This is a genomic window from Chryseobacterium sp. SIMBA_029, assembly GCF_046535275.1.
In the GTDB taxonomy this organism is placed as follows: domain Bacteria; phylum Bacteroidota; class Bacteroidia; order Flavobacteriales; family Weeksellaceae; genus Chryseobacterium.
Genome location: NZ_JAWRXA010000004.1, coordinates 34,318 through 58,250 on the forward strand (window position 1 = coordinate 34,318; position 23,933 = coordinate 58,250).

The following is a 23,933-nucleotide window of genomic DNA, read 5'->3' on the forward strand; positions in this document are numbered from 1 at the left end:
GATTCTCATCTTTTCATTCACCTGATATTTTTCCTGATTCTGCTCAGCGAAGATTGTGTCACTCCCAGATAAGATGCGATGTAGGAAAGTGGGATTCTGTTAACTACGTTGGGGTAGATTTCCATAAATTTCAGGTATCGGGTTGTGGCATCTTCTGAAACCAGGGGACTTCTTCTTTCTACTTTTTGAATAAGTGCTCTTGAAATAATTTTATGGACGATCACTTCCCAGCCGACAATGGTCTGTAAAAGTTCCAGCCAATCCTTTCTGGAAAAAACGATCAGTTTACAATCTGTAATAGCTTGAACATAACTACTGGAGCAGATTTCATTATCAAAACTTTCCAAATCTACAACGAGATTGTTTTCTTCGATGAAATATTTAGTGATTTCTTCGCCTTTATTATTATAATAGCAGACCCTGAGAATCCCTTCTACGATAAACCCAACCTGGCTGGCAATTTTTCCGGCTTCCGAAAAATATTCGTCTTTGGAAAGCTCTATTTCTACAGCTTTACTAGACATAAAATCGATCTGCTGCTGATTGAGATTTCCAAACCTTAAAATATATTCAAATAATTCTTTCATGACAGCAAGTTAATCAAACTTAGATTTTTAGTATTTGTCATTTGGTAAATAATGAGTAACAAAAAAGAGAAACCTTAGGCTTCTCTTTGTATATTAATTTTCCAGAACAGGAATCAGATGTTTCCATTGTAACTGTTTCGCATAATCCAATGCTGTTTTTCCGTTTTGTGCCTGAAGGTTTCTGTCACCTCCGGCTTCCAGAATAACTTCCACAGAACTTAAATTTCCGGCAATGGTTTCTCTGTGAAGAAGACTTAAACCGTTATCATCTGTATTGGTTAATTCATTCGGATATTCCTGTAAGAATTTAACGAAATCTTCCTTCATATTTCTGCTCATCGGATGTTCGATAAGATTTTCAGGTTTTTCTTTCTGCTCATGAACGACTTCAATATCATTAAAATCTCCAAAATCCAGCTGCCAGGCATCATCATGTTCCTGTCTTTCATCTTCTGGCATATCAGCACGCATTTTTTGGATAGTGAATCCGCCGTAGGCTTTAGGAATAGGTTCCTGAGAAGAAGAGAAGAGTTTTGAAAGTCCTGTAGGTTTTTTCACCGTTGGGGTGATGGCAAAAAGCCAGTCGCTGATCTCATTGAGAGGAATTTCGAAATAATCTCCGGGCTGTATATTCGTAAGATCATTAGGCTCATTGATGAGGTAACCTTTTACGTGGTCGCCGTCAAAATCGATGTCATTGATCCACATATGTTCTACAATATTTTTTCCGGTTTCCGGGTCTTCCTGTGAAAAGGCAGCTTTTACGCATGCAAGATTAAGTCCGGGAATAATTCTTCTGTATTCCCAGGATTGTTCTCTCCAGAAATATTTAAAGGTGTCCTGCGCTTTTTTGTACGCTTCAATCATTTTAGGGTCCGTTCCGTCAGTAAAAATAAACGAGTTGTTTTCCATTGTTATTATTAAGTTGTGATGTATGTGAGAATAGAAGTAAGTTGCGGATTATAGTTTTGGTGAGTCCTCACCGGATACAATGTCAAAGAATGTTTGAGCACCCGCAAACCGGCACTTTCATGAGGTCTAAAATACGAAAATAAGCATAGTAATGCTTTGCCTCTATGTAAATTTTAAATAAAATTATGAATATTTATGACTTTTTATTAGTGTCTATTCTAAGAGTTTTTGCTCGCTTTTTTGGGAAGCATGGCTGCCGTTTTATAATAGCTGATATTTTCTGTGAATTTCTTCTGAAGATTTTGAAAGGTCCCGTAATCATAATATTCCCATTCCTGGTCGTCCTCACGGTTAGGCGTTTTGTCTATCGCAAGTTCCAGTTTTCCGTCTTCCTGGTAACTGAATTCTATGGCCGCATATCTTTCTCCGTTTTCATCATTGGTATACCAGCATTTGGTAGTCCTGTCCAATACGGGTTCCAACGTTTCATTATCAATAACCTGGGAACAGATGAAATTTTCCGGATCCGTAGTAGTGAATATAGATTTTGAAATTAGCGGCTCCTCATTTACGGTTAATGAATACAGCTTGTTGGTCGCAATAATAAAGTCGCCGAGTGTTTCCCTTTTTTCTATATCAAAGAAACTGGATTTCTCTTTTAAATCATTGAATACTTCATTTTCATCTTCTTCATGTAGAAAGTAATTGATATTGTATATTTCATCATCACTTACAAAATCAATCTGTTTCAGGAGACCGGAGTCTTTCAGGTAATAATAAAGATGATATTCATTCAATTGTTCCGCTGCAGCTTTTGAAACGGTTTCTCCGAAAATATTTTTGTATACTTTTTTCATGTCCTTAGGGGTATTTCGTTGTTGCATTCATTAAGCCGGAAACAGGCATTGCATTATCTTAAAACTCATTATTCTTTATTAACAGAAATGTATTTAATGATACTTCTTATATTGACTGAAACTGGTCTGCTATTATTTTACATTTACCACTTGCTTGTTATCTTCAAAGATATTAAAAACCACAAAATCAGGGAATTATTTCTGCATTTTTATAATAAGGATGTTGAGATAAAAAGTCAGGGAAAAACAGTTCTATTTCGGAAACGGTAATACTGCTATTATTTTCAACAACAAATGGCGGTTCAAAACCCTTCATAAGCAGAAGTTCTCCGCTGTTTTTATAGACAAATTCAAAGATTTTTTTTGCATCCTCAACATAGTATTTCCGGGTTTCAATATCATGAATTCCTTTAAAATAACTTTCTTCCCGTTCATAAATCATATAGTTATTCTGATCGAATAAAGCTGTGATACAGAATTCATCATAAGTACCATCAGCAGTATAAAATCTATTGATCTCTTTTGTATACCCATTAAGTTTTTCAGTTTTTACCACCGCAAATCCTTCAATTCCCGCATAATCTTTACCAATGGTTTCTATGACCTCTTGTTCTGTTTCATGATCCTGTACATAATAAAACACAGTGAGCAGTTTATGTTCGTCATATTCTTCTCTTTTCAGAATCGATCCATTTTCTTCATATACTTTATAATGGTACAAAGAAGCTTCTTCAGGAATATTGATCCGTTTTCTGTTGTGATCTTCAAAGTAGGTAGTTACCGGCATTTGAAAAGTGTTTTTATGAGTTGGAGAAGAGAGTGGAAGAGGAGTCATAATGAAACTTTTCCAGAGCAGGAGGATTTCTCTAACTTCCTCAAAAGGAACTTTCCGGATCAGTGCATCATCTCTGGTTTGAAAGAGGAGTGCTGTATCTGTATACTCAATGTGTATTGACTTTAAATAGATGTCTGATGCATATTCAGAATAATGAAAATCTTCGTTAACGATACCATCAATAGTAGTAATAATAGCATCAATGTCATCAGGATCCGTGTAGCGGTTCAGAAAATATCCCCAATATTCATCATCCTCATCATGTACAGCCTGTTTCTTCACAATTGTTTTTCCATGATGAAAAATGAAAGGACGACGGATAAAACGCAGGTTGTATTGTTCTAAAATTTCCATTATGTGACTGTTTCCTGATTACTTTGAATCTGGATATATTAAAAAAAAGCGCGAATTTTTCTGAAAATAAAACGGACCGATCCCAATAAAAACTCCTGAATAATTGAAAGATTCTGATGAGTAATTCTACCAGCAATTCAAAGAGAGCGGTTATACGAAATCTTTAAACGTCTTTTATGAAATCTTCATATTCGTAATAAAACCTTTCAAAGCCATCCATTTTCTCTACAAAAAATTCGAAAATTTCTTGCCATGTATTTTTATTGAAAACAGAAACTCCGTGTTTTTCGATCCAGATTCTGCTGATCACCTTTCCGTTTTCGAGCGTAAAATGTTCTTCCTTATGAAAATCACCAATGAAATCTTTTAATATATCTTCCAAAGACCATATCTTTTCATAATAGGCATTCCGGAAGATTTCATCTTTCATTTCAATATCCAATGACACTTCTGCCTTTTTATTGTCGGCATTAAACTTAAATGAAAGATCTTTCACCTTTGTATCATATAAAATCCATTTTCTGGGAAATGACTTACCAAAAGCCGTCCAAAACTCCTTTTTTAACTGTTGTGCTTCTTGTTTACTGAACATAGAGCAAACTTAATAATTTAATGGCAGAAAGGCAAAAGTGAGGATTTATTTTTCAGACATCAGACATCAGACATCAAAGACTAAAAACAAAACACCAACAACTAAAAACAGACAACCAACAACCATTCAATATTATAATCATCCAATTGAAACTATTTTCTTAAATTTGCTGTAATGTTGTCAAAAAAATCTCAATATGCTTTTAAGGCACTTTCATACCTTGTAGAAAAAAGGAATGGAGGCCCGGTTCTTATTTCCGAAATTGCGGAACATAAAAAGATCCCATTGAAATTCCTGGAAAATATTCTGCTTGAACTTAAAAAGTCAGATATTCTGGATAGTAAAAAAGGAAAAGGCGGAGGATATTTTTTAAGGGAATTGCCTGAAAATGTAAAGCTTGCCAAGATTATCCGTTTGGTAAACGGTCCTATTGCCATGCTTCCTTGTGTAAGTCTGAACTTTTACGAAAAATGTGAAGATTGTAACGAAGATCATTGCGGTCTGCATGATGTGTTGATCGAGGTTCGCGACGCTTCACTCAAAATTTTAGAAGAAAAAACATTATTGGATTTGATCGACTGATCAGATCCATTTTTTTTGAATAATTAGTCTACTTATTTGGTAGAGTAATTAATTTATTAGATATTTGCATGAACATCAAATGATACAATATGATTTCAAAAGAAGATGCAGATACCCTGAAACAGCTTTCAGCAGAAGAGGCATTGAAATTTATCTCAACAAAATTCTCTGAGGGAGTTGTTTTTTCAACCTCATTGGGTCAGGAAGATCAGGTGATTACAGATATGATTTTCCGAAACAAACTTCCTGTAAAAGTTTTTACTTTAGATACGGGAAGACTTTTTTATGAGCATTACGAATTGCTTTCAAAGAATAATTCGAGATATAAAGTGAATACGGAAGTCTATTTTCCGGATGCTTCTGAAGTGGAAAAATACGTTAATGAAAAAGGAATCAATGCTTTTTATCATTCAGTAGAAAACAGAAAAGAATGCTGTTTTATCCGAAAAGTAAAACCCCTAAACCGTGCATTGGAAAATGCAAATGTATGGATTACAGGGCTTCGTTCCGAACAATCTGAAAACCGTGAAAACATGCCAGTGATCGAATGGGACGAGGAACGTAAACTTTACAAATACAATCCGCTCATTCATTGGTCATACCAGGATGTTTTAGATTATCTGGAACAACATAAAGTTCAGGAACTGACATTACATAAAAAAGGCTTTATCAGTGTAGGATGCCAGCCTTGTACAAGAGCAATAGAAGAAGGCGAAAACCCACGCGCAGGACGATGGTGGTGGGAATCTTCACATAAAGAATGCGGTCTGCATACCAATTAATTAACATTTTCAAAAATAATAATGAGTACCCATACATTAGACTATCTGGAACAGCTGGAAGCCGAAAGCATTTATATCATGCGGGAGATTGCGGCTCAATTTGAAAAACCGGCACTGCTTTTTAGCGGCGGAAAAGATTCTATAACGCTGGTTCATTTGGCGATGAAAGCCTTTGCACCTATGAAAATTCCTTTTCCTTTGGTACATATTGATACAGGGCATAATTTTCCGGAAGCATTACAGTTCAGAGATTATTTAGCCGAAACTATCGGTGCAGAATTGATCGTAAGAAAGGTGGAAGATACGATCCGTGAGAAAAAATTAACGGAGCCGAAAGGGAAATTTGCCTCCAGAAATTGGCTTCAGACGCATACGCTGTTGGAAACTATTGAAGAATTTCAGTTTGATGCCTGCATCGGCGGAGCAAGAAGAGATGAAGAAAAGGCAAGAGCTAAAGAACGTTTTTTCTCTGTTCGCGATGAATTCGGACAATGGGACCCGAAATTACAGCGTCCCGAATTGTGGAATATCTATAATGGAAGAATCAGCAAAGGTGAAAATGTGCGGGTATTTCCTATTTCAAACTGGACAGAACTTGATGTCTGGAGTTATTTAAAGAAAGAAAATATTCAGCTTCCTTCTATCTATTTTGCTCATGACAGAGATGTGATTGAATTTGAAGGACAACTCATTGCCGTTTCAGATTTTATTCAGATTGATGAAAATGATACCATTGTCAATAAAAGAATCCGTTACAGAACAGTAGGTGATATGACCTGTACTGCAGCCGTGGAAAGTACTGCTGAAACTTTGGATGAGGTCGTTAATGAAATTACAGCTTCCAGAATTTCTGAGCGTGGCGAAACCCGAATTGATGACAGAGTAACAGAAGCCGCAATGGAAGACCGTAAAAAAGGCGGTTACTTTTAATGAGAAATTACCGTTCAGCGATATCCATTATGATACATCATTCACATATTTAATTCATAACTAAACAACACGTGGACATATTAAGATTTATAACAGCAGGAAGTGTAGATGACGGTAAAAGTACCCTGATCGGAAGACTCCTGTATGACAGCAAAAATATATTGATCGACCAGCTGGATGCATTGGAAAAGCATTCAAAGAATAAAAATTCGGATGGGATAGACCTCGCCATTCTTACCGATGGTTTACGAGCAGAAAGAGAGCAGGGGATTACCATTGATGTAGCTTACAGGTATTTTTCAACACCTAAAAGAAAGTTCATTATTGCAGATGCTCCGGGACATATTCAATATACCAGAAATATGATCACGGGAGCGTCTAACTCTCAGCTTATCGTAGTGTTGATTGATGCCAGACAAGGGGTGATCGAGCAAACGAGAAGGCATTCCATTATTGCGTCACTGCTGAAAATGAAGAATGTTGTTGTAGCAGTTAACAAAATGGATTTAGTAGAATATTCTGAAGAAATTTTTAATGATATTAAAGCTCAATATGAGTTAGTTGCCCAAAAACTGGGATTAACAAATGTGAACTATTTTCCCATCTCGGCATTTCAGGGTGATAATATTGTAGAGAAATCTGCCAATACACCTTGGTACGAAGGACCCGCACTTCTCGATTATCTTGAACATGTTGAAATTGATCAGCTTAATGATACAGAAAACCCAAGATTTCAGGTTCAGTACGTCATCCGTCCCCAAACGGATGAACACCACGATTACAGAGGATATGCCGGAGAAGTAATTTCGGGGATTTATAAAAAAGGAGATGAAATTACCGTACTTCCTCAAAATATCCAGACCAGAATATCCAAAATAGAAACCGGCGGCAGAGAAGTGGAATCTGTTTTTACCAATCAGCCTGCCGTGCTGCATATTGAAGATGATATCGACATCAGCAGAGGAGATTTCTTAGTGAAAACAGACCATCTTCCGAAAGTTGAAAATGAAATTGAAGCCGTGGTTTGCTGGCTGGACAAAAAAGAATTGCAGGAAGGAAACAAATATTTTATTCAACATAAAGCTAAAGTCCTGAAAGCCATTATCAAGGAAATTGAGTATAAAATTGATGTCAATACCCTTGAAAAAATACCGGTTACCGAAAATATCAAACTGAATGAAGTCGTAAAACTGCGATTGAAAACAGCTTCACCATTGGTGTTTGATAGTTTTGAAGACAGCCGCGATACCGGAAATGCTATTTTAATTGATGAAACCAGTAATTCAACTGTGGGAGCAGTGATGATCCTATAATATGGTCATTTCAAAAAAAGTACAAATAAGACTCAATGTGTTCTTCGTCACGATCGCGATATTGTTTATTGGCGTTTTTTCGATGTATGAGCTGGGTTTTCTGGACGAACTTCTGGTCATTTTAGCGAAGGATAATTATATATTTTACTGGATGCTTCTGATCGGGTTTTTGGCCGAGATCGTTGCGGGATCCATGGGAATGGGCTATGGTGTCATCTGTACGACTACACTTTTATTCCTGAATATTCCGCCGCATATTGTGAGTGCCAGTATTCATTCTGCAGAAAGTTTTACAACAGCAGCCGGAAGTATCAGCCACATCAAACTGAAAAATGTAAGTAAAAGCCTGGTGAAAAAACTGGCGATTCCTGCTGTGATAGGAGCTATTATCGGAGCATTATCACTTACGTATCTTGGAGAATATTATTCCAAAATCACTAAAACGGTGATTGCTTTTTATACCCTGTACCTTGGATTTCAGATTTTGTCGAATGCTTTTAAACCAAAGCAAAATAAATCCTTAAAAAGAAAAACCAACCTAACGAGATTAGGAGTAATCGGAGGTTTTATAGATTCCTTTGCTGGGGGAGGCTGGGGCCCTTTGGTAACAGGAACTTTAATCAAAAACGCTTTTACCCCAAGATTTGCAGTTGGAAGTTCTACCGTAGCCAAATTTATCCTTACACTTACATCTGCAATCACGTTCTTCTTTACGCTGGGAATCCAGCACTGGAATATTATTCTGGGATTACTGATCGGAGGAATCATTACAGCTCCTTTTTCTGCGATGCTTACTTCAAGACTTCCTGTAAAGAAAATGTTTGTGATAATTGGAACCTTGGTAATTGTGATGAGCTCTATAACTATTTATAAATCAGTATTTAATTAAATATTGTGTTTATTGTGGAAAAATAAGATCCCTAAAATCACATTCGGTTTTGAAAATATTCTACTTTTACACCCATAAAAATAGAACATGAGTTTACATATAATTGCGCTTTTTAAGTTCAGTGAAAACTATCTGATGGAAGCGGTAGAGCTGTTTCAAAACCTGGTAAAAGAGACCAGAAAAGAAGAAGGATGCCTTCAGTATGACCTGATAGAAGACAAAGATAACAAAGGGACCTTTTTCCTGATCGAGCTGTGGGAAAGCATTGAGCATCATAATATGCATGTAGGGCAGGACCATCTTTTAAACTTTCTTAGAGATTCTTCAAGAATGACGGAGAAGTCTACGGAGGTTTATAAGGGGTTTAAGATTTACTAGTTTAGTTGTCTGTTGTTGGTTTTTAGTGTTTGGTTTTTAGTTTTTAGAGTTTATTCTGCATAATAAATTGATAATCTGAAATCTAATGTCTTATATCTTGATTGTTCGTAATTTTACACTATCAACTATCAACTATCAACTATCAACTATCAACTATCAACTATCAACTATCAACTATCAACTATCAACTATCAACCCTACCATTACAATATATAAAAGGCTGCCCACAATTCGTAGGCAGCCTTTTTATAGAAAAAATAGAAAGTATTAAAATTTAATTTACGATAAGTTTTTTAGTTTCCGTACTGCCTCCATAGGTAATTTTTACCAGATAATTTCCGGAAGTCAGGTGAGATAAATTTAAGTCTTGCTTGTAGAAACCGGTTTGGTTGCTAAGTTCTTCAGAATGCACTCTCTTTCCTGATAGATCATATACTTCTACACTTCCTTTTTGAGATGCCTTTTCTTTAACATCAAACAATACCGTTACTTTTTTGTCAGCCGTAGTTGGGTTTGGATAGATTCCGAAAGAAGCTTTTTTGCTAACTTCTGTGATCCCAAGAGTACCCGTTATTTTTTTGTATTTGAAGTACATATTTCCAGTCTGCGTACCTTCGTTAGAAGTAAAATACATTCTGTAATAATCCGCACCTTGCTTTATGTAATATACTACATCTGTATAAGCTCCTGATGTTGGCTTCCATGAATGGCCAATAGCCGTAATATTGCTTGAAAATGCTGTAGAAGCCGGAATGGTAGACGAAGGAGTAGCTTGCGTTTCTGGCTGTACTTTTGCAACAGTAATGTTAGCAGAGTTTTGAATCACACCGGACATTCTGTATTTCATCGTTTGAGGGTTACCTTGCTGATCGATATAAGGATAATCGGTATAATATCTTGTAAACATCATATCCCAGTTGGCTCTTGCCGGTTCCAGATTAGCTACTTTTTCCCCTGTAGTGAATGAAAAATAATTGAAAAATGCATCATCAGTGCCGTTAGCAACTGTCTTGGTCTGTGTAGCGTCCCACGATGAGGTTGCAGTATTCCATTTGGCATATTTAAAAGTATAGCCTCCAAAATAATCATCAATCATGAATTTTACGGAGGCGCCGGATGCATACTGTAAGATAAAGATCACTTTTCCCTCTACATGGTGATTGCCGGGATTATATTCTCCCCATCCATAAGTGGCGGAACCTTGCTCGAAGGCTCCTTCCTGTAAAAAGGTGGTATTATCAATATTAAAAAGGGGTGCTCCGTAAGAAGCTATGCTGTTGGTAGTGATGGTATTCCAGTCTGCCGGGTTGGAAGATGCCTGGTATACTTTGATATCATGTGCATCATTGATTCTTGTTCCAAAATTAGTTGATGAAGCTCTGTAAAAAGCAACATCCCATGAATTGGCCGGCTGAGATACCATATTATTCGCGCTTAAGTCAAAAAATACACGGTTTTGATATCCGCTTCCCATCGACATATTCACCGTCGTATATCCGTTAGCATCCGTTTGTGCTATTACCGTTTGCTGAACTGCAAGAGCAAACAAAGAGGTCAAAAGTAATTTTGTTTTCATAACAAGTAAAGGTTTTATATGATTTCCTTATTTAGAATTATTCTACAAAAATATATATTTATTTTTAATTGTTCTAAATAAAAACATGACATTTATCGTGTTTACCTTTAATCATGCTTCAGAAAATATTATATAAAGTCTCTTCAATACAAGGTGTAGTGATCATATTTAAAAAAATAAAAGCCGGTTTATGAATTTCATAAACCAGCCTTACATTATAAGAGTGAATCTAATGAGTCTTACTTTTTAATGAATTTTGATTTGATTAATGAATCTTCAGCAGTTTCAATAAGCATATAATATACACCAGCCTGTAAACCGCTGATGTCAAATTTCTGACCGTTTAATTTTCCTTCAGCTGTTTTTTGTCCTGCTGCAGAATAAATCTGGATATTTTTAGGATCTTTTCTGGTTACGAATTGTAAAGCAGTGTTATCAGTATTAACAACGAATTTGATGTCTTCTTTTGATTTTACAGCATCTGTAACGGCTAAGGAAGTAGTAGTATTATAAACTACATTATCAAGCTGTATGGCAGTATGAGCTGCTGTTGGTGTAAATTTAAAAACTAAATAAGAAGAAGTAGAAGCAGGAACAGGGATACTATAATTTTGGTATGTAGTAGTAGTTAAAGATATTTCATTTCCTACGGCTACAAAAGTTGACATATCAGCAGGGTTAGATGCTAATCCAACCTGAATAGTTCCTGTACCGGGAGATGTTGCTGCCAGAGCTGCAATAAAGGATACACTTTTATCCCCGGAAGGAGCTACGATGTGCGGAGCAATAAGATATGAAGGCGAAGTTCCGCTGTTACCAGCATAAGATTGAATAAATTTATCTGTTGTACCTGCAACAATCATCATCGGTGCAGGAGGGAAAGGCAAAATATTGGCTGCGATTACTGCTGACCAGTTATTTTGTGGAAAAGTGGTATTCCCAAGAGTAAAGTTGTCAAAGTTTTCATTAATTGTAGCTACTTGCGCATTAGCGGTAATCGCCGTAAGCATTAAAGTTCCTAAAAGTAGTTTTAATTTCATAACGTTATCTTTATTTAGAATTATTCTACAAAAATAAGTAATTATTTTTAATTGTTCTAAATAAAGAACTATATTTGCCAAAAATTTTGCGTCTATGAAGAAGAAAGTGCTTTCTATACTGTCTCTGTCCACGATTTTCTGGATCAGTGCACAGCAAAAAGATTCTCTTAATCAGAAGAAGATAGAAGAAGTTGTTATCACCGGGCAGTACATGCAGCAATCCATCAACAAATCTATCTATAAAGTTGAAGTAATTGATGCACAGCAGATTAAAAATATGGCTGTAACCAATGTTGCAGAAGTTCTCAATCAAAATCTTAATATCCTGATTCAGCCTAATAGAGGCAGTGGTGATTCCAATGCCAATATCATGGGATTGAGCGGTGAATATACCAAAATACTGATCGACAATATTCCGGTGGTAAGTGACCAGGGAATGGGAAATCTTGTTGATCTTACCAAACTGAATGTCAATAATATAGAACGTATTGAGATTGTAAAAGGATCAATGGGAGTAGAATATGGTAATAATGCAGTTGCCGGAGTGATCAATATCATTACAAAAAAAACGTATTCTAAAAAATTCAATGCATTGCTTTCTTTACAGGAAGAAACGGTAGGAAAGGATTATGACTGGTTTAAAAAAGGAAACGGAAGACACATTCAATCCTTAAACTTAGGATATAAATTATCTGAAAATTGGACGATTACAGCAGATATAAACCATAATGACTTTCAGGGATATAAAGGAAAATACAATGGATATAAATATTTCAATCCGGATAATGACAATCTTAGAGGCTATGAATGGCAGCCAAAAGATCAGCTGATTACCAATGCTGCGGTTCGTTATTCCAAAAACAATACGACCTTATTTTATAAGATCAACTTCCTTTCAGAAAATATCAACTTCTACGATCCGAGAGTGACTTCACTTCCACTTGGTGAGGGTCAGCGAACCTTTACATCAGATGATAAAGATTATTTTACCAAAAGATGGATTCATCAGTTTAATATTCAGACCAAACTTGGTAGAATCAATTATAATGGTGATTTCTCTTACCAAAGCCAGGAAAGGAAATATCAGGATTACGAATATGATGTTCCAAACAGAAGGGAAATTTCAAGAAAAGAAAAAAACACTTTTTACAAATCCGAAGTGTTATACTCAAGAGGGATGTTCAGTAATTTTTTGGATAGCGAGAAATTTAACTTTCAGCTTGGATATGAATTAGACAGAACCAAAGGTTTTGCAGATAGTTCTACAGGAACTTTCGGAACTACAGGTAAAGATAATATCAACAGGACGATCTTTAACTATGCCAATTTCCTGTCTGCGGAATGGAAAGTGATTGATAATCTTTCCGTACGTCCTGGAGTACGATTGGCTTTAAGCGATAAATTTGATTCTCAATTTAATTATTCATTTACTGCAAAATATAATTTTACAGAAAACTCAGACCTTAGAGGGATTTTCGGTTCTGCGAACAGATTTCCTACGTATGATGAGTTGTATACGTATTTAGTGGATAACAACCACGATATCAGAGGAAACGAAAACCTGAAACCTGAAACGGGATATTCAGCAGGACTGTTCTGGGATTATATCACCCATTCTTCTGCAGGATGGAAATTCAATTTAAGCCTTTCAGGAATGTACCTGAATGTAAAAAACAGAATCGAAAGTGTGATTACTAACCCAAGCCCGCTTCAATATACTTATGTGAATGTTGATAATTATAAATCGATACTATTCGGTGGCGGGGTGAATGTAAGAAAAGGAGACTGGAGCATCAATACAGGAGTTTCTGCCATGGGAATATCCAGAGTGATGAATACCGGAAATCTTACTTCGCCGGATGATTTCAACTACTATGTGGAAGCAAACTTAGGCACTAACTATACATTGCCTTCTACGAAAACGATTTTCGCCCTTTATTATAAATATACCGGAAAAAGCAGACAATATGTTCATAAAGCAGATGCAAAGGATCCAACAAATCCGGGAGAATATGTGCTAGGAGAAATTGATGCTTTCAATATGATGAATTTTACCGTTTCTCAGCCTTTCTTCAATAATCATGTGGAATTAAGCTTAGGAGTAAAAAATATTTTTGATGTTTCATCCATCAGAAATACCACGGTTGCCGGGGACAGTCATAATGCAGGTGCTGATAACCAGAATCTTTTCTATGGCAGAAGTTATTTTGCCCGTCTCAATTATAATTTTTAAAAGAACTACAATGAAAAAAATACTTTTTTGCCTTGTAATAGGGGCTTCATTTATTTCACAATCTTGTATTAATGATAATGAAGATGCTGTGGCAGTTGCTCCGATTGAAGGTGCAATTGGAGATCCTACAGTAGGCGGCGCTACAGAGCCCAACCAGGTCTGGATTGATCTTAGTGAAATTGACCCTGTTACGAAAGGGCCTGTACAGAAATTAACAAAAAGAACAGATTGGGATTTTGCATTGTATTCCGGAAGCGAATTTAAAGTCGTTTTAAATTCGTCTATTATGATGGCAGCAGCAAAAATCCCTAATGTGACTACTTTCGATCAGGTAACGGATGCAAGTGTTTCTACTTTAAAAACCCAGGTTCAGGTTGCCAACTTCAATGCAGCCAACGAAATTTATATTGATAGTGTAAAAGGAAATTTTCCAACAGATTATACTGCCATTGATGACATCAAAGCCAATGATTCGGAAAACGGAATTTACCTTGTGAATATGGGTAAAGAAATTTATACGGGAAGTGTTGCGGTAGGATCTGTAACCACAGGAGGAGACAGCAGAGGCTGGAAAAAAGTTCAGATTGTAAGAGCTGGTGACGGATACAAAGTAAAATCTGCCGATCTGGACGGGTCCAATTATTCTGAGATTGTAGTCGCTAAAAATACAGCATACAACTACAATTTTGTAAGCCTGAAAAATAAGAAAGAAGTATTTATTCAGCCTGAAAAAAACAAGTGGGATCTTTGTTTTACAGTATTCACCAATGTGATTTCTGGAGCGGGAAGCTATATCTATGCTGATTTTGTAAATAATAATAATGTGGGCGGAGTAGGAGCTTACGAAGTATTAGTTACTTCAGGATCCGGACTGGATGCTTATAATAATTTTGAAATTGCCAATGTAGATCAGTCTAAATTTATTTATAATGACCACAGAGTAATTGGAGCAGACTGGAGAAATCCCGTTGGCAATAACGGTCTTGAAGTTTATGGTGATCGTTTCTATATAATCAAAGATGCTGAAGGATATTACTTCAAACTGAAATTTACCAGACTTACGAAAAGTACAACAGACGGAACTGGTGTAGCTGGCGAAAGAGGATTCCCTCAATTTGAATATAAGCCTTTATAATAAAATCAAATAAATAGTATATCATGAAAAAATTCATTCTGGTAGCGTCTGTTCTTTTAGCAGTGTATTCATGCAAAAAAGAAGAAGGGGCTAAAAAAGAAAATGCAACAGAAACCTCTTCTGAAGTGCCAAAAAGCAATAATAAAATCGTTACCCTTAGTGGCGGTGTTACAGAAATAATCAGTGCCTTAGGACACGAGAAAGAAATCGTAGGATACGATGTTACCAGTACATATCCCGAATCTTTGAAAGCTACGGCTAAAGATTTAGGACACGTAAGATCAATGACTATCGAGCCGATTATGGCTGTACAGCCTACCTTAGTACTTGCTTCTAATAAAGATGTAAACCCGGAATTATTAGGAAAGATCAAAGCGTCAGGAATTAAAGCTGAGGTTTTTGATCAGGAGTTTACAGTAGCAGGAACTAAAAAATTAATAGAGCAGGTGGCAAAAGCCTTAGGCAATACAGATTATCAGAAATTGAATGATAAAATCGATGCTGACCTTAAGCAGATCCAGCCGATTGCCAAAAAGCCAAAAGTTTTATTCATTTATGCCAGAGGAAATATGCTGATGGTTTCAGGAACAAAAACTCCAATGGATGCATTGATCGGTCTTGCAGGCGGACAAAATGCTGTAACTGATTTCGAAGATTTCAAACCATTAACTCCTGAAGCAGTTGTAAAAGCTAACCCGGATGTATTGTTCTTCTTCTCAACAGGATTACAGGGTGCAGGTGGAAACGAAGGTGCATTGAAAATGCCGGGTGTTTCTCAGACCAACGCTGGTAAAAACAAGAAGATCATCGCAATGGACGGAGGCTTGGTTTCAAGTTTCGGACCAAGATTAGGAGAGGCTGCAGTAGGATTAAACAAACTATTAATTGAGAACACAAAGTAAATTATACTTTTACTTAACTATAAGTGCCATACTGCTTGTCATCATAGCAGTATGGTCTCTTAATACAGGGGTTTACGACTTCGGTGGTAGATCTGCGTTTGAAGTGTTAGGAAAAGTGATCGCAGGAGACACAAGTTTATCCTTAAGTGATAAATATGTGATATGGGATGTAAGAGCATCCAGAATTGTCATGGCCATTCTTATCGGAAGTATGCTGGCGGTTTCAGGAACCAGTCTGCAGGGGCTGTTTAAAAATCCTTTGGCAACCGGGGAAGCGATAGGTTTAACTTCAGGAGCTACATTACTTGCTGCCATTGCCATTGTTTTAGGAGGACATTTCAAACAATATCTTCCTGAAATGGTGCAGTTTTCATTGGTAGGTATTTCGGCTTTTTTAGGGGCTTTATTAGCAATGATGCTGGTGTACAGGATTTCCACAAGCGGAGGAAAAACCAATGTGGTGATGATGCTGTTAAGCGGTGTTGCCATTACCTCTATCGGATTTTCAATTACAGGTTTTCTGATTTATATTTCTAAAGACGATCAGCTAAGGGATCTTACCTTTTGGAATATGGGAAGTCTTGCGGCCGCAACCTGGACGAAAAATATCATTTTAACTGTAGTTTTGGTTATTTCCTATATCATCCTGGTTCCGCAGGGTAAAGCATTGAATGCAATGATGCTGGGCGAAAAAGATGCTGAACACTTAGGAATCAATGTAGAAAGACTGAAAAAACAGATTGTGATCATCACTTCCTTAATGGTGGGAACATGTGTCGCATTTTCAGGAACTATTGGTTTTGTAGGGCTTATCGTACCCTATATTTTAAGACTTTTATTTAAATCAAATTATACGTTCATTTTACCGTTGTCAACTATTTGCGGAAGCATTTTACTTTTAATTGCAGATACCTTCAGCAGAAGTATTGTGGCTCCTTCCGAGTTGCCGATCGGTATTTTGACCTCTCTCATAGGAGGCCCTATTTTTATCGCTATTCTGCTCAAATTTAAAAAATCGCTATAATGATAAAAGCACATCAGGTCAGTTACAAGCATAAAGAATTTCATATTCTGGATGGGATAAATGTCTCTGTGGAATATGGCGAGTTTTTAGCAATTGTCGGTCCCAACGGAGCAGGAAAATCCAGTCTTCTGAGTGTTTTAGCTAATGAAGTAAAACAGGGAAAACAAAATATTGTATTTAAAGACAAACCCATTACAGACTGGGATGTGAGGGAATTATCTCAGCATAAAGCTAAATTTTCCCAGCACAACAGCAATGACATCACATTAGAAGTAAAAGATGTGGTCATGATGGGAAGGTATCCATATTTCGATGCGCAGCCCAGAAAAGAAGACCTCGAAGCCATGAATAATATGATGTATGAAACCGATGTTTTTCATTTGAAAGACAGAGAATACAATACATTATCAGGAGGAGAAAAGCAGCGTGTACATCTTTCAAGAGTGATGGCGCAACTTCAGAATGACATTGCCCACAAACTTCTGTTCTTAGATGAACCGCTAAATAATCTAGACGTAAAACACCAGTATAAAGCGTTGGAAATTATTAAAAAATTTACGCAAAAAGCGAATTCAGCCATTGTTGTTTTGCATGATCTGAATCTGGCAGCGCAGTTTGCAGATAAAATTTTATTGATGAAATCAGGGAAAGTTGCAGCCCATGGAACACCACAGGAAGTTTTCACTGCTGATACCATCAGCAAAGCCTATAATTTTCCGTGTACCATCTGTGACCATCCCATTACAAATAACCCAATGATCATTTTTGGATAATTATGGAAAAAGATGAACTGAAAATCCTTGCCCAGCATCTTGCCAATCCCCAGGGAGAAAAAGGAATTGAGATCGGCGAGATGATGAATGCCACCAACATAGGGATGACCCTGGAAAGCATCAGAACTCTTCTGATAGAAGATAATGAACATATCCTTGAAATAGGCCACGGAAATGCCGGACACCTGAAAAATATTATATCTGTTGCTAACAATATACGATACACAGGAATCGATATTTCTGAAACCATGCATCAGGAAGCCAAAAGCTTAAATAAAGCATTTGAAAATCAGGCTGATTTTGTTTTGTATGAAGGAAAAAAACTTCCTTTTCAAGACAAGACATTCGATAAAATATGTACGGTGAATACCGTCTATTTTTGGGAAGAACCCGTTGAATTTTTAAATGAAATTTACAGAGTTCTGAAGGATGACGGAACCTTTGTTTTAACGTTTGGACAAAGAGATTTCATGGAAACACTTCCTTTTACTGAGTATAATTTTACTTTATACAACAACGATGAAATGGAAGATGTAGTTTCTAAAAGTCATTTTAAAAGAATGAAAATTTCTGAAAAAGAAGAAGAAATTACAAGCAAAACCGGAAACGAAAAAATAAAAAGAATTTATACAGTTTTAACCATAAAAAAATAATCATACAATGAGCACATTAGTAAACGATCTCAAAAGTAAGTGGGAAGCTCTGAAAGCAGAAAATCCACATGTAAGAATAAGAAATGCTGCTGTAGAATTAGGCGTAAGCGAAGCTGAATTATTAATAACAAGCATAGGCGAAGGTGTAACTGTTCTAAAGCCGGAATTCCAGAATATCCTGACTGAAGTAGAACAATTAGGAAAAGTAATGGCACTTACCCGTAACGATGAGTGTGTACATGAGAGAAAAGGAACCTACCTGAACGGAGATTTCAGCAGCCCGCATGCACAGCTTTTCGTTGGAGAGGATATCGACCTTAGAATTTTCCTTAGCGCATGGAAGTTTGCTTTCGGAGTCGTGGAAGGAGACAGAAAAAGTCTTCAGTTCTTTGGAAAAGACGGATTGGCTTTGCACAAAATCTATTTGACAAAAGACAGCAATGCAGAAGCTTTCGATGCGATCGTTGAAAAATTCAAAGCGGAAGATCAGAATGTGGAATTTACTTTTGAAGCGGTAGCTCCAAAACCGGCTGAAAAACCGGATTCTGAAATTGATGCAGAAGGATTTAAAAAATCATGGACAGAATTAAAAGATACTCATGACTTCTTCATGATGACCAGAAAATTCGGAGTAAGCAGAACACAGGCTTTACGTTTGGCTCCTGAAGGATATGCTACCAAAATTGATAATGCCAAAGTGGTCAATGTTCTTGAAGATGCTTCTGAAAAGAGCCTTCCGATCATGGTTTTTGTTGGAAACAGAGGTCTTATCCAGATCCACACAGGAGAGGTGAAAAAAGTTCTTTGGCACCAGCAGTGGTTCAACGTCATGGACCCTGATTTCAACTTACATTTGGATGTAACGAAAATTGCAGAAGCATGGATCGTTAAAAAACCTACTGAAGACGGAGAAGTTACCGCGATTGAAGTATTTAACAAAGAAGGGGATTTCATCGTTCAGTTCTTTGGAAAAAGAAAACCTGGAATTCCAGAACTTCAGGAGTGGAAAGATCTTGTTGCTTCTTTAGAGAATTAATAATTAGATGATTTGAATGGAGGCCGTTTTGTTTTTTCAAGACGGCTTTTTATTTCATTTAAATATAATAGTAATAAAACTGATTTTTTAACTATTAAATCGCAAAGACGCAATACTATAGGTTAGATCATGTTTTTAAGGCGCAAGGATTTTATCGCAGATAAAATTTATAACGTTGTAGATGAATACTTGCTGAAAATTTTTAATTTTCTTGCGCCTTAAATGTTTCCTAAAAATCCAAATCTTTGCGCCTTTGCGATTTCCAACAAAAAAACATTAAATTTTCAAGGAAGCTGCTTGATAAAAAATTAGTGATATTTGTGAAAATAATTAATATTAAAAAAATCATTAAAATTCAATACAATGAAAAATATTTTCATAGCGATATTGCTTGCCGGTTTTTGTTCATTACATGCTCAAAACTTCAAGGCCTATCAATTTTATGATCAAAAAGGAAAGGAAATCAAGACAGATAAATTGGTTAAAGAGCTGGCACAATATGATGTGGTTTTCTTTGGTGAAAATCACAACAGTTCAATTAATCATTGGCTTCAGCTAAAAATTACCGAAGCTTTATATGAAAAGAAAAACGGACAGATCATGCTGGGTGCGGAAATGTTTGAAAGAGACAATCAATCCCAGTTAAATCAATACCTGAGTGGGAAATTTGATGCGAAAACGCTGAAAGATTCTGCCCGTTTATGGAATAATTATCCTACAGATTATAAACCGCTGGTAGATTTTGCCAAAGATAAAAAACTGACTTTCGTTGCGACTAATATTCCGAGAAGATACGCTTCTCAAACCTCAAAAGAAGGACTCGAATCTCTTAATAGATTAAGTGAAAAAGAAAAAACATACATCGCACAGCTTCCGATTAAAGTTACGCTGGATACTCCCGGCTATACGGAAATGAAAGCGATGATGGGAGAACATGCAGAAGGGACTAAAGTGATGAACTTTATTTCTGCCCAGGCTACAAAAGATGCCACCATGGCTGAATCTATTCTAAAAAGCTGGCAGGCCGGGAAAACGTTTATTCACTATAACGGAAATTACCATAGCAAAGAATTTGGCGGAATTTATTGGTACATCAAGCAGAAAAATCCAACCTTGAAAATGGCGGTGATCTCTGTTTTTGAATCTGAAAATCCTGAGTTGAAAGTTCCTGAAAAAGAATATAAACCCACGGAATTCAATCTGATTATTCCGACGGATATGACGAAGACGTTTTAGGTTGTCTCTCGCAGATTGAGCAAATCATGCAGATTTTATTTATACGAAATTTGTAAAAAACATATTGAATGTATTTTAAACGGGCTTTAGCCCGTTTTTGTAGTAACATGTGATACAATATTCAATAGAAATGGGCTTTAGCCCATTTTTTATTTTATGAAAATTATAAAAACAAATCAAATGGTTGTAACTAAAACCTTATCCGCAATTTCTATATTTGTATAACATTCAATACTAATGAAAAAAATATCCTTCCTATTCCTTCTTTGTATCAGTCTGGCAAATGCTCAGAAATTGAGCTCCAATGAACTATCGATTATCAACCAGGGAGATATCAGTACCGCACTGCCTATTTATCAGACAACTGACAGCAATCAGCATAAAACCTTACTCAGTCTTTCCACAGAAATCGATCCCGTTGATCCGAATACAGCCGTTTTGGTTAATAGAATGAAAGCGTCACTTCTTTCAACGGATGGCGGAGTGGGAATCGCTGCACCACAGGTAGGAATCAACAGAAAGATTGTCTGGGTACAGCGTTTTGATAAAGAAGGCGATCCGATAGAATATTTCATTAATCCTGTGATCGTTTGGAGATCGGAACTTCAGAATTTGGGGCCGGAAGGTGATCTTTCCATCCCTGAATTCAGAGATCAGTTTTACAGAAGTAAAGTAATTCAGGTACAGTATGTTGATTTGAAAGGGCAGAAGTATTCTGAAATGATAGAAGGCTTTACAGCGGTCATTTTCCAGCATGAAGTTGACCATCTTTTTGGGATCTTAATTTCAGATAAAAAGGAAAAAGAAAAGAATAATACCTATCAACCGGTGGATGCGTATAAGAAAAGTGATTCTAAAACGAGATAATTAGTGAATATTATGTTTTATTTGACTTTTTTAAGTTCGTATGCATTCATTCTCCGGATGGTGTAAGATTTCATTCCATTGTTTTCCATGAAACTTATAATACGATACATTGTTGAACCTTCCAGCGTGTCATTTTTTAAAGCGAAAGAAATGTTTAACGGGTTTGTATTTTCCGTATTTACAATTGCATTTTGATGCTGCTTAAGGATTTTTATTATTTGAGAGGTCCTTATAGGCCGGGATTGATCAGTCAGTACATTACTTTTTTCTATAAAATCAATTGAATCTTGCTTCAAGAATTCACCTGTATTTCCACATAGTAAAATAAATGGTTTCAGGTGGTCTATAACGTAATAAGAGTTATCCTTATCAAGGATTAAAAAGTGAATGGCTCCATGCAGATAATTTTTGTTTAATTTTTTGTTATTGGTAATAATAGGTGCTTCTAAAGAGTCATTCTTACTCTGAGCTTCGTTTAAACTATCCAATTTTTTATAAAAACCTGATACACTGAAATTATTTTTAGACACTAATAATGGACCTTCCTCTTTTTTAGTTTGAGAGCAATTAAAAAGTAAAAGAATAAAAAATATATAGACAATTAATTTCATTGGTGGATTTTTGATAAGATTATGTATTGCTTGTAATAGCTATTAATGCCAGTTTTTATTCTATTTGAATACTAACCGGAAATCTATAACTCGATTGTATGTTTTGTCCATTTTTTTGAGCAGGAATCCAATTTCCTTCTGTTTTGTATAAAGCAATTTTTGTTAAAGTGTTAAAAGCTTCATTTTCACCTATTGCTTCAACCTTTTTAATGAAACCATTTTCATCTATAATCCATTTTAGTTCAGATCTTAAAGTTAAGCCAGTTAAATTGGGAAAAAATGGATGTTCCATCATATCGATATATCCACCAACTTCATTTCGGAAACCACCAATCCCATTATTTTTATAACTAATGATTTTGTCTTCCTGTTGGATTTGTAATGTTGGAATTTCAGCAGAATCTTTTTGATATATTTCATGCAATAATTGATCATATTCAGCAATTCTTTGAGAATTAATTTCAGAAGCGTATTTCCAATATTTTTTTGAATTTTTATTTTTCACAGGAATTTCTTCAGTTTTCTTGTCAAAAATACTGTCAATTTTTTTTATTTGTTCGATTTGTGAATATCCAACAGAAAATATAAGGAGTGTAAATAAAAGAAGTAATTTATTTGTTTTCATTTAATGATATATTATTAGATAAGTAATATGAGCTAGAATAGATAGGTGTTTATAAAAAAGTGATTAATATTTTTTAATTTGAACACAGGAAACATTTTTTATTTTCAATTTTTTACCCACTCTTTTAAGCAGTCCAGTTTTAAAATTTCGCTTAAATACAACAACGTCTCCACTTACTGCGTTGGTAGCAATTAAGAAATTACCGGTTGGATCAATGGCGAATACTCTTGGGTGTTTTCCTTTGGTTGATTGATAGCCTACTGTTTCCAGTTTTCCATCATTATGAATAGAAAATATGGCGATATTGTTCTCACTCCCTCGGTTGGATGCATACAGGTATTGACCATCAGGAGAAATATGAATGTCTGAACTCTCAAAATTATCTTTATACTTTTCAGAGTGGGTATTGATTCTTTGAATGCTGTTTAATTGTCCATTTTTATAGGCATAAACATCTACTGTTCCCGTTAGTTCGTCAATACAATACGCAAATTTTCCGTTCGGATGAAAGGTGAAATGTCTGGGGCCGCTTCCGCTTCCTAATGGGGTAGGTGTGAAAAGTTTTTCTGCGGTTTGCAATGGTTCCGGTTTTCCATTTTCAAAATGATATGTTCTTATTTTATCGGCACCCAAATCCGGTAAAAAAAGATAATCAAAATCAGGAGAAAAAACAGTCGAATGAATATGAGAACGATCTTGTCTTTCCGGATCTATACTTCCTTCTGTAAATTGAAAATTTTGAACAAAAGGTTGTATGGTTCCGTTTTCTGAAATGGGATATACGGAAACACTTCCTTCAGTATAATTTCCATTGACCAGCCATTTTCCATCTTTGTGAACAGTTAGATACACGGGATTTTCTCCACCGCTTTTTTGACTGTTGATATAAACCAGCGTTTTATCTTCGGGGTTAAATTCAAAACTGCTTACACTTCCTGCATTTTTAGTTTTACTTTCTGTGCAGGCAAAAATATATTTTCCGTTCGGAGATACTGTTAAATAGGATGGATTTAAAATATTCTTTACGGTGGTAATTTTCGATAAATTTCCACTGTTGGGATCAAGTTGATAGACATAAATTCCTTCTGTAGTTTTGTCTCTATTAAAGGAGCCAAAAAAAACATAGGTGTTTTGCGAATATATAGTCAGCCAGGTACAAATTGTAACGGTAAGTGTGAGTAATTTTTTCAATGTTTATTTGAAATTTTAGA

General features: G+C 35.9%; 25 protein-coding genes. 15 read left to right on the plus strand and 10 right to left on the minus strand.

Annotated elements, in window-relative coordinates:
* Positions 1-17: 17 nt before the first annotated feature.
* The 5 genes from SB679_RS07905 to SB679_RS07925 all read right to left on the minus strand — a co-directional run bounded on the left by SB679_RS07905 (position 18) and on the right by SB679_RS07925 (position 4,137).
* Positions 18-587 carry a Crp/Fnr family transcriptional regulator gene (locus SB679_RS07905; protein WP_034709496.1) on the minus strand — a complete coding sequence of 190 codons (570 nt, stop codon included), beginning with the start codon at positions 585-587 and terminating at the stop codon, positions 18-20.
* A gap of 93 nt (positions 588-680) precedes the next feature.
* Complete coding sequence (locus SB679_RS07910) at positions 681-1,499, minus strand: DUF2314 domain-containing protein (RefSeq protein ID WP_410701724.1); 819 nt, start codon at positions 1,497-1,499, stop codon at positions 681-683.
* A gap of 218 nt (positions 1,500-1,717) precedes the next feature.
* Positions 1,718-2,356 (minus strand): hypothetical protein, encoded by a 639-nt coding sequence (locus SB679_RS07915; protein WP_410701725.1) that lies wholly within the window; start codon positions 2,354-2,356, stop codon positions 1,718-1,720.
* A 187-nt stretch (positions 2,357-2,543) separates the two neighbouring features.
* Positions 2,544-3,545 carry a hypothetical protein gene (locus SB679_RS07920; RefSeq protein ID WP_410701726.1) on the minus strand — a complete coding sequence of 334 codons (1,002 nt, stop codon included), beginning with the start codon at positions 3,543-3,545 and terminating at the stop codon, positions 2,544-2,546.
* A 163-nt stretch (positions 3,546-3,708) separates the two neighbouring features.
* On the minus strand, positions 3,709-4,137 hold the full coding sequence (locus SB679_RS07925) for a DUF4268 domain-containing protein (protein ID WP_410701727.1): 429 nt from the start codon (positions 4,135-4,137) through the stop codon (positions 3,709-3,711).
* Between the two features lie 174 nt (positions 4,138-4,311).
* Here SB679_RS07925 and SB679_RS07930 point away from each other — a divergent pair, with 174 nt between their 5' ends.
* From SB679_RS07930 to SB679_RS07955, 6 genes are all read left to right on the plus strand, one after another.
* Entirely contained in the window at positions 4,312-4,719 is a 408-nt protein-coding gene (locus tag SB679_RS07930; RefSeq protein WP_034709507.1) for an RrF2 family transcriptional regulator, read from the plus strand.
* An 89-nt stretch (positions 4,720-4,808) separates the two neighbouring features.
* Complete coding sequence (locus SB679_RS07935; protein ID WP_410701728.1) at positions 4,809-5,501, plus strand: phosphoadenylyl-sulfate reductase; 693 nt, start codon at positions 4,809-4,811, stop codon at positions 5,499-5,501.
* A 21-nt stretch (positions 5,502-5,522) separates the two neighbouring features.
* Entirely contained in the window at positions 5,523-6,431 is a 909-nt protein-coding gene (gene cysD / locus SB679_RS07940) for a sulfate adenylyltransferase subunit CysD (protein WP_410701729.1), read from the plus strand.
* Between the two features lie 71 nt (positions 6,432-6,502).
* Entirely contained in the window at positions 6,503-7,744 is a 1,242-nt protein-coding gene (locus tag SB679_RS07945; protein ID WP_410701730.1) for a sulfate adenylyltransferase subunit 1, read from the plus strand.
* Position 7,745: 1 nt separating this feature from the next.
* On the plus strand, positions 7,746-8,633 hold the full coding sequence (locus SB679_RS07950; protein WP_410701731.1) for a sulfite exporter TauE/SafE family protein: 888 nt from the start codon (positions 7,746-7,748) through the stop codon (positions 8,631-8,633).
* Between the two features lie 87 nt (positions 8,634-8,720).
* Positions 8,721-9,011 carry a putative quinol monooxygenase gene (locus SB679_RS07955; protein WP_410701732.1) on the plus strand — a complete coding sequence of 97 codons (291 nt, stop codon included), beginning with the start codon at positions 8,721-8,723 and terminating at the stop codon, positions 9,009-9,011.
* A 274-nt stretch (positions 9,012-9,285) separates the two neighbouring features.
* Here SB679_RS07955 and SB679_RS07960 read toward each other — a convergent pair whose 3' ends face one another.
* Positions 9,286-10,587 (minus strand): T9SS type A sorting domain-containing protein, encoded by a 1,302-nt coding sequence (locus SB679_RS07960; RefSeq protein WP_410701733.1) that lies wholly within the window; start codon positions 10,585-10,587, stop codon positions 9,286-9,288.
* Between the two features lie 239 nt (positions 10,588-10,826).
* Positions 10,827-11,627, minus strand: a complete 801-nt coding sequence (locus SB679_RS07965) for a T9SS type A sorting domain-containing protein (protein ID WP_410701734.1) — start codon at positions 11,625-11,627, stop codon at positions 10,827-10,829.
* A gap of 94 nt (positions 11,628-11,721) precedes the next feature.
* Between SB679_RS07965 and SB679_RS07970 the strand changes: the two genes are divergently transcribed.
* From SB679_RS07970 to SB679_RS08010, 9 genes are all read left to right on the plus strand, one after another.
* A complete protein-coding gene (locus SB679_RS07970) occupies positions 11,722-13,860 on the plus strand; it encodes a TonB-dependent receptor plug domain-containing protein (RefSeq protein WP_410701735.1) in 2,139 nt (712 codons plus the stop codon).
* 10 nt (positions 13,861-13,870) lie between these two features.
* The gene (locus SB679_RS07975) at positions 13,871-14,995 is read left to right on the plus strand and encodes an HmuY family protein (protein ID WP_410701736.1); all 1,125 of its coding nucleotides are present in this window, start codon (positions 13,871-13,873) and stop codon (positions 14,993-14,995) included.
* 23 nt (positions 14,996-15,018) lie between these two features.
* Positions 15,019-15,897, plus strand: a complete 879-nt coding sequence (locus tag SB679_RS07980; protein ID WP_410701737.1) for a hemin ABC transporter substrate-binding protein — start codon at positions 15,019-15,021, stop codon at positions 15,895-15,897.
* Positions 15,881-16,921, plus strand: coding sequence for an iron ABC transporter permease (locus SB679_RS07985; RefSeq protein ID WP_317742594.1), 1,041 nt, complete (start codon positions 15,881-15,883; stop codon positions 16,919-16,921). Before SB679_RS07980 ends, SB679_RS07985 begins: the two co-directional genes overlap by 17 nt.
* Positions 16,921-17,694: a heme ABC transporter ATP-binding protein gene (locus SB679_RS07990; protein ID WP_410701738.1), complete on the plus strand. Its 774-nt coding sequence runs from the start codon at positions 16,921-16,923 to the stop codon at positions 17,692-17,694. Before SB679_RS07985 ends, SB679_RS07990 begins: the two co-directional genes overlap by 1 nt.
* A 2-nt stretch (positions 17,695-17,696) precedes the next feature.
* A complete protein-coding gene (locus tag SB679_RS07995) occupies positions 17,697-18,347 on the plus strand; it encodes a class I SAM-dependent methyltransferase (protein WP_410701739.1) in 651 nt (216 codons plus the stop codon).
* 7 nt (positions 18,348-18,354) lie between these two features.
* Positions 18,355-19,383: a hemin-degrading factor gene (locus tag SB679_RS08000; protein WP_317742597.1), complete on the plus strand. Its 1,029-nt coding sequence runs from the start codon at positions 18,355-18,357 to the stop codon at positions 19,381-19,383.
* Positions 19,384-19,746: 363 nt separating this feature from the next.
* A complete protein-coding gene (locus SB679_RS08005) occupies positions 19,747-20,619 on the plus strand; it encodes a ChaN family lipoprotein (RefSeq protein WP_410701740.1) in 873 nt (290 codons plus the stop codon).
* Between the two features lie 237 nt (positions 20,620-20,856).
* Positions 20,857-21,486 carry a peptide deformylase gene (locus SB679_RS08010; protein ID WP_410701741.1) on the plus strand — a complete coding sequence of 210 codons (630 nt, stop codon included), beginning with the start codon at positions 20,857-20,859 and terminating at the stop codon, positions 21,484-21,486.
* A gap of 17 nt (positions 21,487-21,503) precedes the next feature.
* Here SB679_RS08010 and SB679_RS08015 read toward each other — a convergent pair whose 3' ends face one another.
* The 3 genes from SB679_RS08015 to SB679_RS08025 all read right to left on the minus strand — a co-directional run bounded on the left by SB679_RS08015 (position 21,504) and on the right by SB679_RS08025 (position 23,913).
* Positions 21,504-22,097, minus strand: coding sequence for a hypothetical protein (locus SB679_RS08015; protein WP_410701742.1), 594 nt, complete (start codon positions 22,095-22,097; stop codon positions 21,504-21,506).
* Between the two features lie 55 nt (positions 22,098-22,152).
* Complete coding sequence (locus SB679_RS08020; protein WP_410701743.1) at positions 22,153-22,722, minus strand: hypothetical protein; 570 nt, start codon at positions 22,720-22,722, stop codon at positions 22,153-22,155.
* 63 nt (positions 22,723-22,785) lie between these two features.
* Positions 22,786-23,913: a lactonase family protein gene (locus SB679_RS08025; protein WP_410701744.1), complete on the minus strand. Its 1,128-nt coding sequence runs from the start codon at positions 23,911-23,913 to the stop codon at positions 22,786-22,788.
* Positions 23,914-23,933 lie beyond the last annotated feature (20 nt).